General features: G+C 64.2%; 13 protein-coding genes. 6 read left to right on the top strand and 7 right to left on the bottom strand.

The genetic code is table 11. The annotated features are described in order from the left end of the window. Positions 1 to 193 precede the first annotated feature (193 nt). The 5 genes from HUN39_RS00155 (at position 194) to HUN39_RS00135 (ending at position 5,189) form a co-directional block, all read left to right on the top strand. Positions 194 to 757: a F0F1 ATP synthase subunit delta gene (locus tag HUN39_RS00155; protein ID WP_175092508.1), complete on the top strand. Its 564-nt coding sequence runs from the start codon at positions 194 to 196 to the stop codon at positions 755 to 757. Further along, positions 757 to 2,286, top strand: coding sequence for a F0F1 ATP synthase subunit alpha (gene atpA / locus HUN39_RS00150; RefSeq protein WP_175092507.1), 1,530 nt, complete (start codon positions 757 to 759; stop codon positions 2,284 to 2,286). Before HUN39_RS00155 ends, atpA begins: the two co-directional genes overlap by 1 nt. 50 nt (positions 2,287 to 2,336) lie before the next feature. Next, the gene (locus HUN39_RS00145; RefSeq protein ID WP_175092506.1) at positions 2,337 to 3,218 is read left to right on the top strand and encodes a F0F1 ATP synthase subunit gamma; all 882 of its coding nucleotides are present in this window, start codon (positions 2,337 to 2,339) and stop codon (positions 3,216 to 3,218) included. Positions 3,219 to 3,242: 24 nt separating this feature from the next. Next, on the top strand, positions 3,243 to 4,670 hold the full coding sequence (gene atpD, locus HUN39_RS00140; RefSeq protein ID WP_175092505.1) for a F0F1 ATP synthase subunit beta: 1,428 nt from the start codon (positions 3,243 to 3,245) through the stop codon (positions 4,668 to 4,670). 117 nt (positions 4,671 to 4,787) lie between these two features. Next, positions 4,788 to 5,189 (top strand): F0F1 ATP synthase subunit epsilon, encoded by a 402-nt coding sequence (locus tag HUN39_RS00135; protein WP_175092504.1) that lies wholly within the window; start codon positions 4,788 to 4,790, stop codon positions 5,187 to 5,189. A gap of 227 nt (positions 5,190 to 5,416) precedes the next feature. Here HUN39_RS00135 and HUN39_RS00130 read toward each other — a convergent pair whose 3' ends face one another. From HUN39_RS00130 to HUN39_RS00105, 6 genes are all read right to left on the bottom strand, one after another. Continuing rightward, on the bottom strand, positions 5,417 to 6,658 hold the full coding sequence (locus HUN39_RS00130) for a cyclic nucleotide-gated ion channel (protein ID WP_175092503.1): 1,242 nt from the start codon (positions 6,656 to 6,658) through the stop codon (positions 5,417 to 5,419). Then, positions 6,655 to 9,327: an alanine--tRNA ligase gene (gene alaS / locus HUN39_RS00125; protein WP_175092502.1), complete on the bottom strand. Its 2,673-nt coding sequence runs from the start codon at positions 9,325 to 9,327 to the stop codon at positions 6,655 to 6,657. Before alaS ends, HUN39_RS00130 begins: the two co-directional genes overlap by 4 nt. Positions 9,328 to 9,661: 334 nt before the next feature. Then, on the bottom strand, positions 9,662 to 11,029 hold the full coding sequence (locus HUN39_RS00120) for a peptide MFS transporter (RefSeq protein WP_175092501.1): 1,368 nt from the start codon (positions 11,027 to 11,029) through the stop codon (positions 9,662 to 9,664). 77 nt (positions 11,030 to 11,106) lie between these two features. Continuing rightward, positions 11,107 to 11,571 (bottom strand): flavodoxin family protein, encoded by a 465-nt coding sequence (locus HUN39_RS00115; RefSeq protein ID WP_210266783.1) that lies wholly within the window; start codon positions 11,569 to 11,571, stop codon positions 11,107 to 11,109. Between the two features lie 11 nt (positions 11,572 to 11,582). Next, positions 11,583 to 11,768, bottom strand: coding sequence for a hypothetical protein (locus HUN39_RS00110; protein ID WP_175092500.1), 186 nt, complete (start codon positions 11,766 to 11,768; stop codon positions 11,583 to 11,585). 77 nt (positions 11,769 to 11,845) lie between these two features. Beyond that, entirely contained in the window at positions 11,846 to 12,163 is a 318-nt protein-coding gene (locus HUN39_RS00105; protein WP_232365825.1) for a DUF1289 domain-containing protein, read from the bottom strand. 38 nt (positions 12,164 to 12,201) lie between these two features. Between HUN39_RS00105 and argC the strand changes: the two genes are divergently transcribed. Beyond that, positions 12,202 to 13,137 carry an N-acetyl-gamma-glutamyl-phosphate reductase gene (argC, locus tag HUN39_RS00100; RefSeq protein ID WP_175092499.1) on the top strand — a complete coding sequence of 312 codons (936 nt, stop codon included), beginning with the start codon at positions 12,202 to 12,204 and terminating at the stop codon, positions 13,135 to 13,137. A 137-nt stretch (positions 13,138 to 13,274) separates the two neighbouring features. On the opposite strand, the gene HUN39_RS00095 is transcribed toward argC, so the two are convergent. Continuing rightward, positions 13,275 to 14,345 (bottom strand): transglycosylase SLT domain-containing protein, encoded by a 1,071-nt coding sequence (locus HUN39_RS00095; protein WP_175092498.1) that lies wholly within the window; start codon positions 14,343 to 14,345, stop codon positions 13,275 to 13,277. Positions 14,346 to 14,386 lie beyond the last annotated feature (41 nt).

Here is a 14,386-nt window from a genome sequence, read left to right as displayed (position 1 = left end):
CGCGGCAATGTGACAGGGTTGCGCCCCCAAAACGCCTGTGTTAGGGGACGCTCGCCTTGGAGCTGGGGCGCAGCGGCCCTCGTTCCTTTTCCTACAGCATCCGTCGTTTGAGGCTAACCGCTTAATCGTCGCGACCGTGCAACTTGCACTGAGAGCGGCGTCTCCAAACGGCGTAGATTGACGAGCGAACCAAGTGGCTCAAGACGGGGATTCCTTATCGGGCGTTGCGGGTCGCTACGCCTCCGCACTCTATGATTTGGCGACGGAAAATCACGCCGCCGATGACGTCGCCGCGGCGCTCGATCGATTCAAGACTCTGCTGGATGGCAGCGACGATCTCAAGCGCATGGTCAAAAGCCCGGTGTTCTCCGCCAAGGAGCAGCTCGAGGCCCTCGAGCCCGTTCTCAACAAGGGTCAGATCTCCGGCATCGCCGCCAATTTCATCCGTCTCGCCGCCGCCAAGCGCCGTCTCTTCGTCATCTCCGACATGATCGCCGCCTATCGTCGCCTGAACGACAAGGCGAAGGGCCTGGTGCGCGCCGACGTGACGATCGCGGCGCCGCTGAAGCCGGATCATGAAGCCGCGCTGCGCCAGACGCTCGCCGGCGTCACCGGCGGCAAGACCATCGATCTCAATGTGAAGACAGATCCGTCGATCATCGGCGGTCTGATCGTCAAAATCGGTTCACGCATGGTCGACGCCTCCGTGCGCACCAAGCTCAACTCAATCCGCACACGCATGAAAGAGGTCGGCTGATGGATATCCGCGCCGCAGAAATTTCCGCGATCCTCAAAAAGGAGATCGCCAACTTTGGCGCCGAGGCCGAGGTCACCGAGGTCGGCCAGGTTCTGTCCGTCGGCGACGGCATCGCGCGCGTCTACGGACTCGACAATGTGCAGGCCGGCGAGACCGTCGAATTTCAGGACGGCACCAAGGGCATGGCGCTCAATCTCGAAACCGACAATGTCGGCATCGTGATTTTCGGCGACGACCGGTCCATCAAGGAAGGCCAGACGGTCAAGCGCACCGGCGCCATCGTCGAGGTTCCCGTCGGCAAGGAGCTCCTGGGCCGCGTCGTCGACGCGCTCGGCAATCCGATCGACGGCAAGGGGCCGATCAAGGCGACGCAGCGCTCCCGCGTCGACGTCAAGGCGCCCGGCATTATTCCGCGCAAATCCGTGCATGAGCCGATGGCGACCGGCCTGAAGGCCGTCGACGCGCTGATCCCGATCGGCCGCGGCCAGCGCGAACTCATCATCGGCGATCGCCAGACCGGCAAGACCGCCATCGCGCTCGACACGATCCTCAATCAGAAGTCCCTGAACGACGGCGACGACGAGAAGGCGAAGCTCTACTGCGTCTATGTCGCCATCGGCCAGAAGCGCTCCACCGTGGCGCAATTCGTCAAGGTGCTCGAAGAGCGCGGCGCGCTCGACTATTCGATCATCGTCGCCGCGACGGCCTCCGATCCGGCGCCGATGCAGTTCCTCGCGCCCTTCTCCGGCTGCGCGATGGGCGAATATTTCCGCGACAACGGCATGCACGCCGTCATCATCTATGACGATCTGTCCAAGCAGGCCGTCGCCTACCGCCAGATGTCGCTGCTGCTGCGCCGTCCGCCAGGACGCGAAGCCTATCCGGGCGACGTGTTCTATCTGCATTCGCGCCTGCTCGAGCGCGCCGCGAAGCTTTCCGACGATCGCGGCGCCGGATCGCTCACCGCGCTGCCGGTCATCGAAACGCAGGCGAACGACGTGTCGGCCTATATTCCGACGAACGTCATCTCGATCACCGACGGCCAGATCTTCCTTGAGACCGATCTCTTCTACCAGGGCATCCGTCCTGCGGTGAACGTCGGCCTCTCGGTGTCGCGCGTCGGCTCTTCGGCGCAGACCAAGGCGACCAAGAAGGTCGCCGGCAAGATCAAGGGCGAACTCGCGCAGTATCGCGAAATGGCCGCCTTCGCCCAGTTCGGCTCGGACCTCGACGCCGTGACGCAGCGCCTCTTGAATCGCGGCGCGCGGCTCACCGAACTCTTGAAGCAGCCGCAGTTCTCGCCCTTGAAGATGGAAGAGCAGACCTGCGTGATCTACGCCGGCGTCAACGGCTATCTCGATCCGCTGCCGGTCAATCGCGTGCGCGCGTTCGAGGACGGCTTGCTCGCGCTGCTGCGCTCGCAGCACAGCGACATTCTCGAGAGCATCCGCACGACGAGGGATCTCACCGACGAGACCGCGGCGAAACTCAAGAACGTCGTCGAGAGCTTCGCGAAGAGCTTCGCGTAACGCGCGCCCGGCCATATGGACGTTGGTGAAACGAGACAGGCAAAAACGATATGCCCTCGCTAAAGGATCTTCGAAACCGCATCTCCTCCGTCAAGGCGACGCAGAAGATCACCAAGGCCATGCAGATGGTCGCCGCCGCGAAATTGCGCCGCGCCCAGTCGGCGGCGGAAGCGGCGCGTCCCTATGCCGAACGGATGGAGTCGGTGCTCGCCAATCTCGCGTCCGGCGTGACGGCGGGCGGACCTGCGCTGCTTGCCGGCAATGGCAAGGACGAGACGCACCTGCTGGTCGTCGCCACCGCCGAGCGCGGCCTTTGCGGCGCCTTCAACTCCTCCATCGTGCGTCTCGCCCGCGAGCACATCGCGCGGCTTCAGGATCAGGGCAAGACCGTCAAGATCCTCTGCGTCGGCAAGAAGGGTTTCGAGCAGCTCCGCCGCCAGTATGAGCGCAACATCATCGAGGTCATCGAGCTGCGCGGCGTCAAGCAGATGGGCTTCGACACCGCCGATGAGATCGGCAAGAAGATCATCCGCATGTTCGAAGAGGGCGACTTCGACGTCGCGACGCTGTTCTTCTCGCGCTTCAAATCGGTGATCGCTCAAATTCCGACCGCGCAGCAGCTCATCCCGGCGCAAATTCCCTCGAACGAAAACGCGCCGCCCGTCGAGGGTCCGCAGGCGTCCTACGAGTATGAGCCGGGACAGGACGAAATTCTCTCGACGCTGCTGCCGCGCAACATTTCCGTGCAGGTGTTCCGCGCGCTGCTCGAGAACGCCGCCTCCGAACAAGGCGCCCGCATGAGCGCGATGGACAATGCGACGCGCAACGCCGGCGACATGATCAAGAAGCAGACGACGATCTACAACAGGTCGCGTCAGGCGATGATCACCAAGGAGCTCATCGAAATCATCTCGGGCGCCGAGGCGCTCTGAGTCATTTTAGGACGAGGACGAAACATGGCCGCCAATAAGCCCAGCGGGCGCATCACCCAAGTCATCGGCGCCGTCGTCGACGTGCAGTTCGACGGGCAATTGCCTGAGATTCTGAACGCCCTCGAGACGACGAACCAAGGCAATCGCCTCGTTCTCGAAGTCGCGCAGCATCTGGGCGAAAATTCCGTTCGCACCATCGCCATGGATTCGTCCGAAGGCTTGGTGCGCGGTCAGGAAGTCACCGACACCGGCGCGCCGATTTCGGTTCCGGTCGGCGACGAGACGCTCGGGCGCATCATCAACGTCATCGGCGAGCCGGTCGACGAAGCGGGCCCGATGCTCACGAAATCGCGCCGCGCCATTCACCAGCCGGCGCCTTCCTACGCCGAGCAGGCGACGGAAGCGCAGATTCTCGAGACCGGCATCAAGGTCGTCGATCTGCTCGCGCCTTACGCCAAGGGCGGCAAGATCGGCCTGTTCGGCGGCGCGGGCGTCGGCAAGACCGTGCTGATCATGGAGCTGATCAACAACATCGCCAAGGCGCATGGCGGCTATTCCGTCTTCGCCGGCGTCGGCGAGCGCACCCGCGAAGGCAACGACCTCTATCACGAGATGATCGAGGGCGGCGTCAACAAGAAGGGCGGCGGCGAAGGCTCCAAATGCGCGCTGGTCTACGGCCAGATGAACGAGCCGCCGGGCGCGCGCATGCGCGTCGCGCTGTCAGGCCTTACCGTCGCCGAAGATTTCCGCGACCGCGGCATGGACGTGCTGTTCTTCGTCGACAACATCTTCCGCTTCACCCAGGCGGGTTCGGAAGTTTCGGCGCTTCTCGGCCGCATCCCCTCGGCGGTGGGCTATCAGCCGACGCTCGCCACCGACATGGGCGCGTTGCAGGAGCGCATCACCACGACGACCAAGGGCTCGATCACTTCGGTGCAGGCGATTTATGTCCCGGCCGACGATCTGACCGATCCGGCGCCCGCCACCTCCTTCGCCCATTTGGACGCCACGACCGTGCTGTCGCGTTCGATCGCTGAAAAGGGCATTTATCCGGCGGTCGATCCGCTCGACTCGACCTCGCGCATGCTGTCGCCGGCGATCGTCGGCGAGGAGCATTACGACGTCGCGCGTAAGGTGCAGTCGACCCTGCAGCGCTACAAGTCGCTGCAGGACATCATCGCGATTCTCGGTATGGACGAACTGTCCGAAGAGGACAAGCTCGTCGTCGCCCGCGCCCGTAAGATCGAGCGCTTCCTGTCGCAGCCCTTCCATGTCGCCGAAGTGTTCACCGGTTCGCCCGGCAAGCTCGTCGCTCTCGCCGACACGATCAAAGGCTTCAAGGGCCTCGTCGAAGGCGAATACGACCATCTCCCCGAGGCCGCCTTCTACATGGTTGGTTCGATCGAAGAGGCGGTCGAAAAGGCCGCGAAGCTCGCCAAAGAAGCGGCGTAACTTTTACAAAGCGCTTTGGCCGGACGTGCTCCGGCCATGACGCTGATCAGTTTTCGTGGATGGCCGGATCAAGCCCGGCCATGACGGGCTGGACGCAAAGCGCCGTCGGAGAACATCATGGCTGCATTCCACTTCGAACTCGTCTCTCCCGAGAAGCATCTCTTCTCCGGCGAAGTCGAGTCGGTCGTCGCCCCTGGCGCCGACGGCCAGTTCACCGTGCTCAAGGACCATGCGCCGGTCATGACCACGCTGAAGGCCGGCGTGGTGACCGTTTCCGGCGGCGAAGGCAAGGTTGAGAAGCTTTTCGTGCGTGGGGGATTCGCCGACGTCAACGCGTCCGGCTTCACCATTCTCGCCGAACAGGCGATTCCTCTTTCCGAAATCGACGTCGCCAAGGTCGACGCCGACATTCGGAACGCACGCGAAGACATCTCCGACGCCAAGTCTGACGAAGCGCGTCTCGCCGCGTCCGACAAGCTCGCGCAATTGCAGGAACTGCGCGCGGCGATCGGCGGCTGATCAGACCGCGATAATTCACGCGGCGCCCGCGGCGCAACTCGCAACTTCTCTCGCGTCATGCCCGCGCTCGTCGCGGGGCATCCACGTTAGAGCCTGCTTCCACGCCGAGTGTCTTTTCGTCGCCATCCGCTTCCTCTCGGCGCCATGCCCGAGCTTGTTGCGGGTATCCATCGCGCGCGTGTCGAAGCATAGACGCACCTTGGCAATTCGCTCAAACGCAGCGTGAGCTATGTCTCGCTCACGTCTTCCGCCGCCGGTTCATCGAGCTCCGCTTCAATCATGTCGCCGTGCCGCTCCGCTGGCGCGAGCTCGGATCGTGACCGCGCAATCTCGCGGATCGCCTCTCCGATTTCCGGATTGCGCTTGGTCAGCGTCTGCAGATCATAGGCGTCGAGGATGAGGAGTTTCGTCGGCGCGGTCGCCCGCACGTCGGCGGAGCGCAACGTTTTGTGCAGAACGGCGATCTCGCCGAAGAACTGCCCTTCGCCGAGCGTGACGTTTTCATGCGCCAGCTCGACTTCAACCTCGCCCTCGGCGATGAAATACATCGAATGGGCGGGATCGCCCTTGCGCACGATCATTGCTCCCCGGGGTATGGACTGCGCCCGAAGGTAACGCATGATCTCGGCGATCCCGGCCGCGTCGAGACCGCGAAACAGCGGCACGCTGGCGACCATCGTCCAGGTGACGACGAATTCGCGGCGGTGAATCTCTTCGGCGAAGGCGGTGGCGAGAATGCCGACCGGCAGGCCCAGCAGCAGAAAGCCCGTCACCATGGCGAAGGAGGCGATGAGCTTGCCCGCCAGCGTGAGTGGAATGACTTCGCCATAGCCGACGGTCGTCACCGTTTCGATCGCCCACCACATCGCGTCCGGAATCGTGCCGAATTTTTCGGGCTGCGCCTCATGTTCGGCGATATGCATCGCCGTCGAAAAGAACAGCACCGCGCCAAACAGAATGATCAGCCAGGCGAGCAGCGCCTTGCGCTCGGCTTCGATCACCGCGAGCAATGTGCGGATGCCGGGAGAATAGCGCGCGAATTTTAAGAATCGCAGCAGGCGCAGCATCAAAAAGACGCGCAGATCCGCCGAGAAGTAGAACGAAAGATAGAAAGGCAGAAAGGCGGCGAGGTCGATCAGCGCCCAGCCTGATGCGATGAAGGCGAGTCGCGCCGCCATCGGCGAGCGGCGCGCGTAAAGCGCATGTTCGGGCGCGCACCAGACGCGCAAGACATATTCGAGCGTGAAGGCGGCGACGGCGACATATTCAATGAGGTTGAAGATGTCCTCATAGCGGTCGCTGTATTCCGGCACCGATTCGAAGATCACGGAAACGACCGACAGCAGGACGAGCCCAATCAGCCCGCGATGGACGACGCGCGCGATCCGGTCGTGGCTGCCGCCGTCAAGGACGACGTGGACGCGCCGCCGCAACAACGCCAGACCGCGCCGCCGGTCCGGCTCGCTCATGGCGCGGCTGCTTTTCCGCGCAACGCGTCCTCGACGGAGGCGAGCGCCTGATCGATGGCGGCGGCGTTGGGGCCGCCCGCCTGCGCAAGGTCGGGGCGGCCGCCGCCGCCCTTGCCGCCGAGCATGACGCTCGCGACGCGCACGAAATCTACGGCGCTGTATTTCTCCGTAAGATCGTCGGTGACGCCGACGACGATGCCGGCCTTGCCGTCTGGCGAGGCGCTGGCGATCGCGACAACGCCCGAGCCGATCGCCTTCTTGGCGTCATCAACCATCGACTTCAAATCCTTGGCCTCGATGCCTTCGACCGCGCGCGCCAGGAGCTTGACGCCGCCGATGTCGCGCGGCTTCTCGGCAGCGCCGTCGCCAGCGCCGCCGCCCATCGCCAGCTTGCGCTTGGCGTCGGCGAGTTCGCGCTCCAGCCGCTTGCGCTCGTCGAGAAGCGCGGCAAGCCGCGCCGGCGCGTCCTCGAGCGGCGCGCGCATCAGCGCCGCCATGTCGCGCAGCGCGCGCGATTGCGCGACAAGCTGGCCGCGCGCGCCCTCGGCGGTGCGCGCCTCGATGCGGCGCACGCCGGATGCGACCGCGCCTTCCCCGACAATGGCGATGAGGCCGATATCGCCGGTGCGCGAAACATGCGTGCCGCCGCACAGCTCGACGGAGAAGGGATGCGCGGCGCCGGGGTTTAACGGCCCCATCGAGACGACGCGCACTTCGTCGCCGTATTTCTCGCCAAAGAGCGCGCGCGCGCCGGAGCGGATAGCGTCGTCCTGAGCCATCACCCGCGTCTCGACCGGCGCATTGTCCTGAACGATCTCGTTGGCGAGCGTTTCGACGCGGGCCAGCTCCTCATCGGTGAGGGGCTTGGGATGGGTGAAGTCGAAGCGCAGCCGATCCGGCGCAACGAGCGACCCCCTTTGCGCCACATGCTCGCCGAGCACCTGCCGCAGCGCCTCATGCAGAATATGCGTGGCTGAATGATTGGCGCGCGACTGCATGCGCCGCTCGTGGTCGACGTCGAGTTCGAGCGCGAGGCCGGGCGTGATCTCGCCCTCTTCGACGACGCCCTCGTGAATGATGAGGTCGCCGAGCTTTTTGACGGTATTTTCGACGCGAAAGCGCAGGCCGCGGGCGCGCATCACGCCGACATCGCCGACCTGTCCGCCCGACTCGCCGTAGAAGGGGGTCTGATTGAGGATCAGCGCGCCGCGCGCGCCTTCCTTCAGCGAAAAGGCTTCGCCGCCGTCATGAATGATGGCGGTGACGACGCCCTCGCTTCTCTCGGTTTCATAGCCGAGGAATTCGGTCGCGCCGAGACGTTCCTTGAGCGCGAACCAGAGCGCTTCCGTCGCGGTTTCGCCGGAGCCGGCCCAGGCCTTGCGCGCATCCGCCCGCTGGCGCTCCATCGCGGCGTTGAAGACCTCCTTGTCGACGCCGATGCCGCGCGGACGCAAGGCGTCCTCGGTGAGATCGAGCGGAAAGCCGTAGGTGTCGTAGAGCTTGAACGCGGTTTCGCCGGAAAGCTTGTCGCCCTGGGCGAGCGCCGCCGTCTCTTCGTCGAGGATCGCGAGGCCGCGCGCCAAGGTCGCGCGAAAGCGCGTCTCTTCGGAAAGCAGCGTATCGGCGATCAGCGACTGCGCGCGCACGAGTTCCGGATAGGCCTGGCCCATCTCGGCGACAAGCGTCGGCGCCAGCCTCCACATCAGCGGGTCCTTCGCGCCGAGAAGCTGGGCGTGCCGCATGGCCCGTCGCATGATCCGGCGCAGCACATAGCCGCGGCCTTCGTTCGACGGCGTGACGCCATCGGCGACGAGGAAGGAGGAGGCGCGCAGATGGTCGGCGATGACGCGATGGCTCGCGCCCTGCGGGCCGTCGACCGCCGCGCCGGTGAAATCGGCGACCGCGCCGGTCAGCGCGCGGAAAAGATCAATGTCGTAATTGGAGGTCACGCCCTGCATCAGCGCGGCGATGCGCTCCAATCCCATGCCGGTGTCGATCGAGGGGCGCGGCAGCGGCGCGCGTTGCCCCGGCGCCACCTGCTCATATTGCATGAAGACGAGGTTCCAGAACTCCAGGAACCTGTCGCCGTCCTCGTCCGGGCTTCCGGGCGGACCGCCATTGAGCGTCTCGCCCTGATCGTAGAAAATCTCCGAGCAGGGACCGCAGGGCCCCGTGTCGCCCATGCTCCAGAAATTGTCGGCGCTGGCGATGCGGATGATGCGGCTGTCATCGAAGCCGGCGATCTTTTTCCACAGATCATAGGCCTCGTCGTCATCGTGATAGACCGTGACGAGCAGCCGATCGACGTTAAGCCCGAACTCGCGGGTGATGAGGTTCCAGGCGAGCTCGATCGCGCCTTCCTTGAAATAGTCTCCGAAGGAGAAATTGCCGAGCATTTCAAAGAAGGTGTGATGGCGCGCGGTGTAGCCGACATTGTCGAGGTCGTTGTGCTTGCCGCCGGCGCGCACGCATTTTTGCGCCGAGGCGGCGCGCGCATAGGCGCGCTTTTCGACGCCGGTGAAGACGTTCTTGAATGGCACCATGCCGGCGTTGGTGAACATCAACGTCGGATCATTGTGCGGCACAAGCGACGAGGAGGCGACTTTCTCGTGCCCATTATGCGCGAAATAGTCGAGGAAGGCGGTTCGGATCTGGTTGACGCCACTCATGCGGTCACGGCTCGCGAATGCGTCTCTGTCGCCGAAGCGGCTTTTGCGCCGATGCGGGAGACGCGTTTAAAACAATAACCTGGAGCGGCCTTTCGTTTCAACGAAACAGGCGACGACCCGAGGTTGCGGCGAAGGCTGCGGCAGGCGGCGCCGTCGCGCGCTTCATCATGCGCGATATGACAGTTTCGGGGGGAAACGGCAATGGCGAGGGGACCGCCAGGCAGGGCGGAACGGGTGAAGAGCTTCCCCATCCTTGTAACTTAAACCGTGCCGGATCAGCTGACATTGCCGCTGCGGCGGCGGCGAGCCGACGACAGAGCGCGAGCCGCTCCTCTCAGTCGCCTCTGCGCCGAACGCGGGAAGACAGGAGGCCGCAAAGCGGTCGCCGCGCAGCCTCAACGATCAGCGCGCCGACGGCCCCGAGCGCGGCCATGAGCAGGAAGAAAGACACGCTGGGCACGCTCGACCACAAACTGCCGAGCCATCCCGCCAGGAGATTGCCGAGAAACATTGATGTGAACCACACGCCCATCAGCGCCGAGCGCGATCCTTCAGGCGCGACATGCGACACGAGCGACAGGGCGATCGGCGAGAAATGCAATTCTGAAACGGTGATGACGCAAAAAAAGGCGAGGAGCCAAAGCCAACTCGCCTTACCTCCGTCGCTCGTCCAGGCGGCGAGCGCCATGACGCCGTAGCTCACGGCGACGCCGAGACAGCCGAGCGACATTTTACTGATCGTCGAGGGCTCGCGCCCTGCCCGAGAGAGCCGGCTCCAAAAGGAAACGAGCGGCGGCGTGAAGAGAAAGATCATCAGCGGATTGAAGGCCTGAAACCACGTCACCGGAATTTCGGCGCGCCATCCGAAAACATCGACGCCGCGGTCGGTGGATTGCGCCGCCCAGAGCGCGATCGTGTTGCCCTGCTGCTCGAAGGCCGCCCAGAACAGCGCGGAAGGCGCAAAGAGCAGCATGAGGGTGATGAGCGACCGGCGAAACTGCGCGCGCGCCTGCGCCGTCGGGGCGCGCCTTACGCCGCGCATCGGCTCGGGCGGCAGACTCGGAAGGCCCATCACATACGTCGCGAGGCCGATCGCCATGCCGACGCCCGCGCAGGCGAAGCCATAATGCCAGCCGATCGTCTCCCCTACTGTTCCGCAAACCAGCGGCGCGAAGAACGCGCCGATATTGATGCCGACGTAGAATATCGAATAAGCGCGGTCGCGACGGGCGTCGGTCGGCGCATAAAGCTCCCCGACCTGGACGGAGATGTTCGGCTTGAAGCCGCCGCAGCCGAAGGCGATGCAAAGCAGCGCGATCAGAAAGAGGCGATCATACGCCATCATGAAATGGCCGACGGCCATCAACGCCGCGCCGATGACGATCGTGCGCGTGCGCCCTAACCAGCGATCGGCGATCGCCCCGCCCAGAATCGGCGCGAGATAAACGAGGCCGGTGTAGAGACCGTAGATTTGCGAGGCGAAAGGTTGCGGGGCGAGCGGACCGGAAATCGTCTCGAGTCCGCGCTTCAAGGCGTCTAGGCCGAGCGCCGCGTCCATGCGCGCCGGCGTCAGCAAGTAGTCGACCATGTAGAGGACGAGAAGCGCCCGCATCCCGTAATAGGAAAAGCGCTCCCACATTTCGGAAGCGAAGAGAAAGGCGAGCCCGCGCGGATGGCCGAGAAAATCGTCGCTTCGCTGCATTCGCCCTGCCGGACCGAGCTTTCGTTCCGCGCGCCGCTGTGGCCCGTGCAGCCTCTATAGACGATGGTTCAACCGGCTCAAATCGCCCCCACGTCGAGGCTCGCCGCCACGAGCATCCCCAGTTCGCGGCACGCGTCGACGAAGTCTTCCCACCATTCGCCGCGGCAAATGAGCGGCTCGCGTATCGCGCGCCAGCGCAAGCCGGTCACAATCGTCTCGACGCCGCGCCGCGTTCCCGTTCCATCATGGCCGGCGCGAATGTAAAGTGCGTATGGCAGGCCCTGCGTGCGCTCCAACAAGGGATAGTAGCAACGATCGAAGAAGTCCTTGAGCGCGCCGCTCATGTAGCCGAGATTTTCGGTGGTTCCGAGAATGACCGCCTGAGCGGCGAGAACATGCTCGGGCGTCGCCGCGAAAGGGCTGAGCGTCTCAACCTCGACGCCCTCGATCTCGGGCGCCCGCGCGCCGGCGGCGACCGCGTCCCGCAGCCGCTCGGTGTTACGCGACGGCGCGTGCGCGACGATGAGCAGGCGCTTTGGCAAAATGAGCGCGGCTACCAGGGATGAAATTCTGGCACGTAAATAATTTTCATGAAGATCGCCAGGCCGATGATCGCGAGCAGGACCAGCAGCCCGCTGTAGGCGATCACCGCATAGACCGAGGCGTTGTAGACCGTGTCCAACAGTCGCAGCGCATACGCTCTCAGCGCGCCGTCTGTCTCCGTTACCTGCTTCGCCATAAGCTCTCCTCCTCAAGGAGGCGGTCAAAACTCATTTCGTATAAATCGATATAGAGCGCGCAATGTCGCCGTCACCACTATTCGCTCGACGCGATAAGAGGTTGGGGCTTGCTTTTGTCGCTGGCGCTCATCGCGCGCTTGCGCTTGTCCGCCCGCTCGACGACCTGGGCCTTTTCCGCATCCGACATCGACATCCAGCCCGCGATCTCGGCGCGCGTGCGGCCGCAGCCGACGCACACGCCGTCCTGATCGAGTTCGCAGATCTTTATGCACGGACTGTCGACCATCGGCTCCACTTTTGACTGCGCGGCGCCGGGATTACGGCGGATGCGTCCCGCCGCGCTATAGGATGGCGCGCCGCGCGCGTCAAAAACCCCAGAGGTTCTTCGCGACAATCCTTTTTCTCCTTCGCCAAATCGACTAGATGCGGGCGATGACGACAAAAACGAAGATCTTCATCGACGGCGACGCCGGCACCACGGGGCTCGAAATCCGCGAGCGGCTCTCCGGGCGTGCGGACATTTCGCTCCACGCGCTCCCGCAAGAGACGCGCAAGGACGTCGCCGCGAAGCGCGACATTCTCGCTTCCGTCGACATCGCGATTTTGTGTCTGCCGGACGACGCGGCCAGAGAAACTGTCGCGCTCTGCGACGCGCTTGGCGACGAGAGCCCGCGGTTGCTCGACGCCTCCACGGCGCATCGCGTGGCGGATGGTTGGGTCTACGGTTTCGCGGAGCTTTGCGAGGGACAGGCGGCGGCGATCGCCCACGGGCGCCGGGTGGCCAACGTCGGCTGCTATGCCACGGGCGCGATCGCGCTCATCCGTCCGCTCGTCGACGCCGGGCTTATCCGGTCGGACCAGCCGCTGACGATCAACGCCATCTCGGGCTATTCGGGGGGCGGACGGCAGATGATCGAAGCCTATGAGCGCGGCGAAGCGCCGGCGTTCGAACTCTATGCGCTCAGCCTCGAGCACAAACATGTGCCCGAGATCATGGCCTATTCGAAGCTTTCCGAGCGGCCGCTTTTTGTGCCCTCGGTCGGCAATTTCAGGCAGGGCATGCTGGTCTCGATACCGCTCGCGCTCGACGCGTTGCCCGGTAAGCCCAAAGCCGAGGATTTCGAAGGCGCCTATGCGGGTCACTACGCCGAGGCGAAACATGTCCGGCTGGCGGCCGCGCCGACAAGCGGCAAGCTCGACCCGCTGGCGCTGAACGGAACCGACGATTTGGAGCTCTTTGTCGTCGCAAACGAAGCGCGCCGCCACGCCCTTCTCGTCGCCCGTCTCGATAATCTCGGCAAGGGCGCGGCCGGCGCTGCGGTGCAAAATCTCGACCTGATGATGGGGAAGATCGCCGTCTCAGCTTAGAGCGCTTCCCGATCACATCGAATCATGTGATCGATAAGGAATCGCTCAAAAATGGAATGTTGGAGCAGGTTCTCATCGAAAAAGTCTGTCAACTTTTTCGGAACCTGCTCAAGCGCCATGGCGAAGCTTCGGCGCGCCTATTCGGCATAGGCGGTGGCGCCTCCCGGCAGTTTCGCAGCGACGTCCTCATAGCGGCTGGTGCGCTTGTCCATCATCGTCTCGAAGGCTTCGTGCACCTCCTGGACCGAGCGAGTTTTGAGCCGGCGGCCCTGCTGCTCGTAGAAGATCGGCTTATTGGCCCGCGCCGGCCGCGGCAGCAGCGACGCCGCCGACGTGTGCGGCGCCTCGTCCATGGTCCGCATGAAGCGCTCGGCGTCGTCCGGACCCAGAAAGTGGATGAGGTAGGTTTCGCCGCGGGTCAGAGGACGGCCGAGCTTCTCGGCGATCCGGGCGCTGTCCTTCTTAAGCATTTCGGCGGCGAGAACCGCGGAAAGATAGGGATCGTTGCGCAGGCCCAAGATTTGCGCCCGTTTCTGTCCGCTGACGCGCGCCGAATCGTCGCTCGCGATCACCGCCGCCGTCTCGCCGTGCCCATGGCGCCAACCGAAGGTTTTCATCGCCTTAAGCCAGGTTTTTTCGACGAACTGGAAGAGTCCGCTGGCGGACGACGTCCGCGCCTTCGCCGTCGAGGAGAAATTCGATTCCTTGTCGGCGATGGCCATGAGCAGCGCCGGGTCCATTTCAGTCGTCTGCGCCGCCTTGACGACGCGCTCGACGATCGACTGCTGCACCTTGACGGACCCGAACCGCATCACGCCCGGCGCATCGAAGGCGTCGTCGCTCCCCAGCCGATGCGACCAGGTGAGCGCCGCCTGGTCCAAGGAGAAGTCCGAGTCGAGCGCCGTATCGTCATCGGCGGCGGATTCCGGCAGCGTCGTCAGCGGAGAGGCGGCGACGCGGACGCGTGCAGCGCGCGCGGTCCGCTCCGGACGACGAGTCTCGTCGCGCTCGGCGGTCATCGCCAGGACAGCCAACACCGATAGCAGGGTCGCGACGCAAAGCGCGCGCAACAAAGGAGAACAGGATTGATCCAGCAGTAAGCCCGGCAGGGTCGCGTGGGGCGACGCCTTGGACTGCGGGCCTGAGCGAGGCGACGCGACCTTCTCATCCTTCGAAGGCGGCGGGGCGTTCGTCAGCGTGACGGTCATGCTTCGCGGTTTCTCCACAATTACGCAAAGTTTGCGTAAAC

The organism is Methylocystis silviterrae (assembly GCF_013350005.1).
Classification (GTDB): domain Bacteria; phylum Pseudomonadota; class Alphaproteobacteria; order Rhizobiales; family Beijerinckiaceae; genus Methylocystis; species Methylocystis silviterrae.
This window is presented reverse-complemented; position numbering and strand designations above follow the sequence as displayed.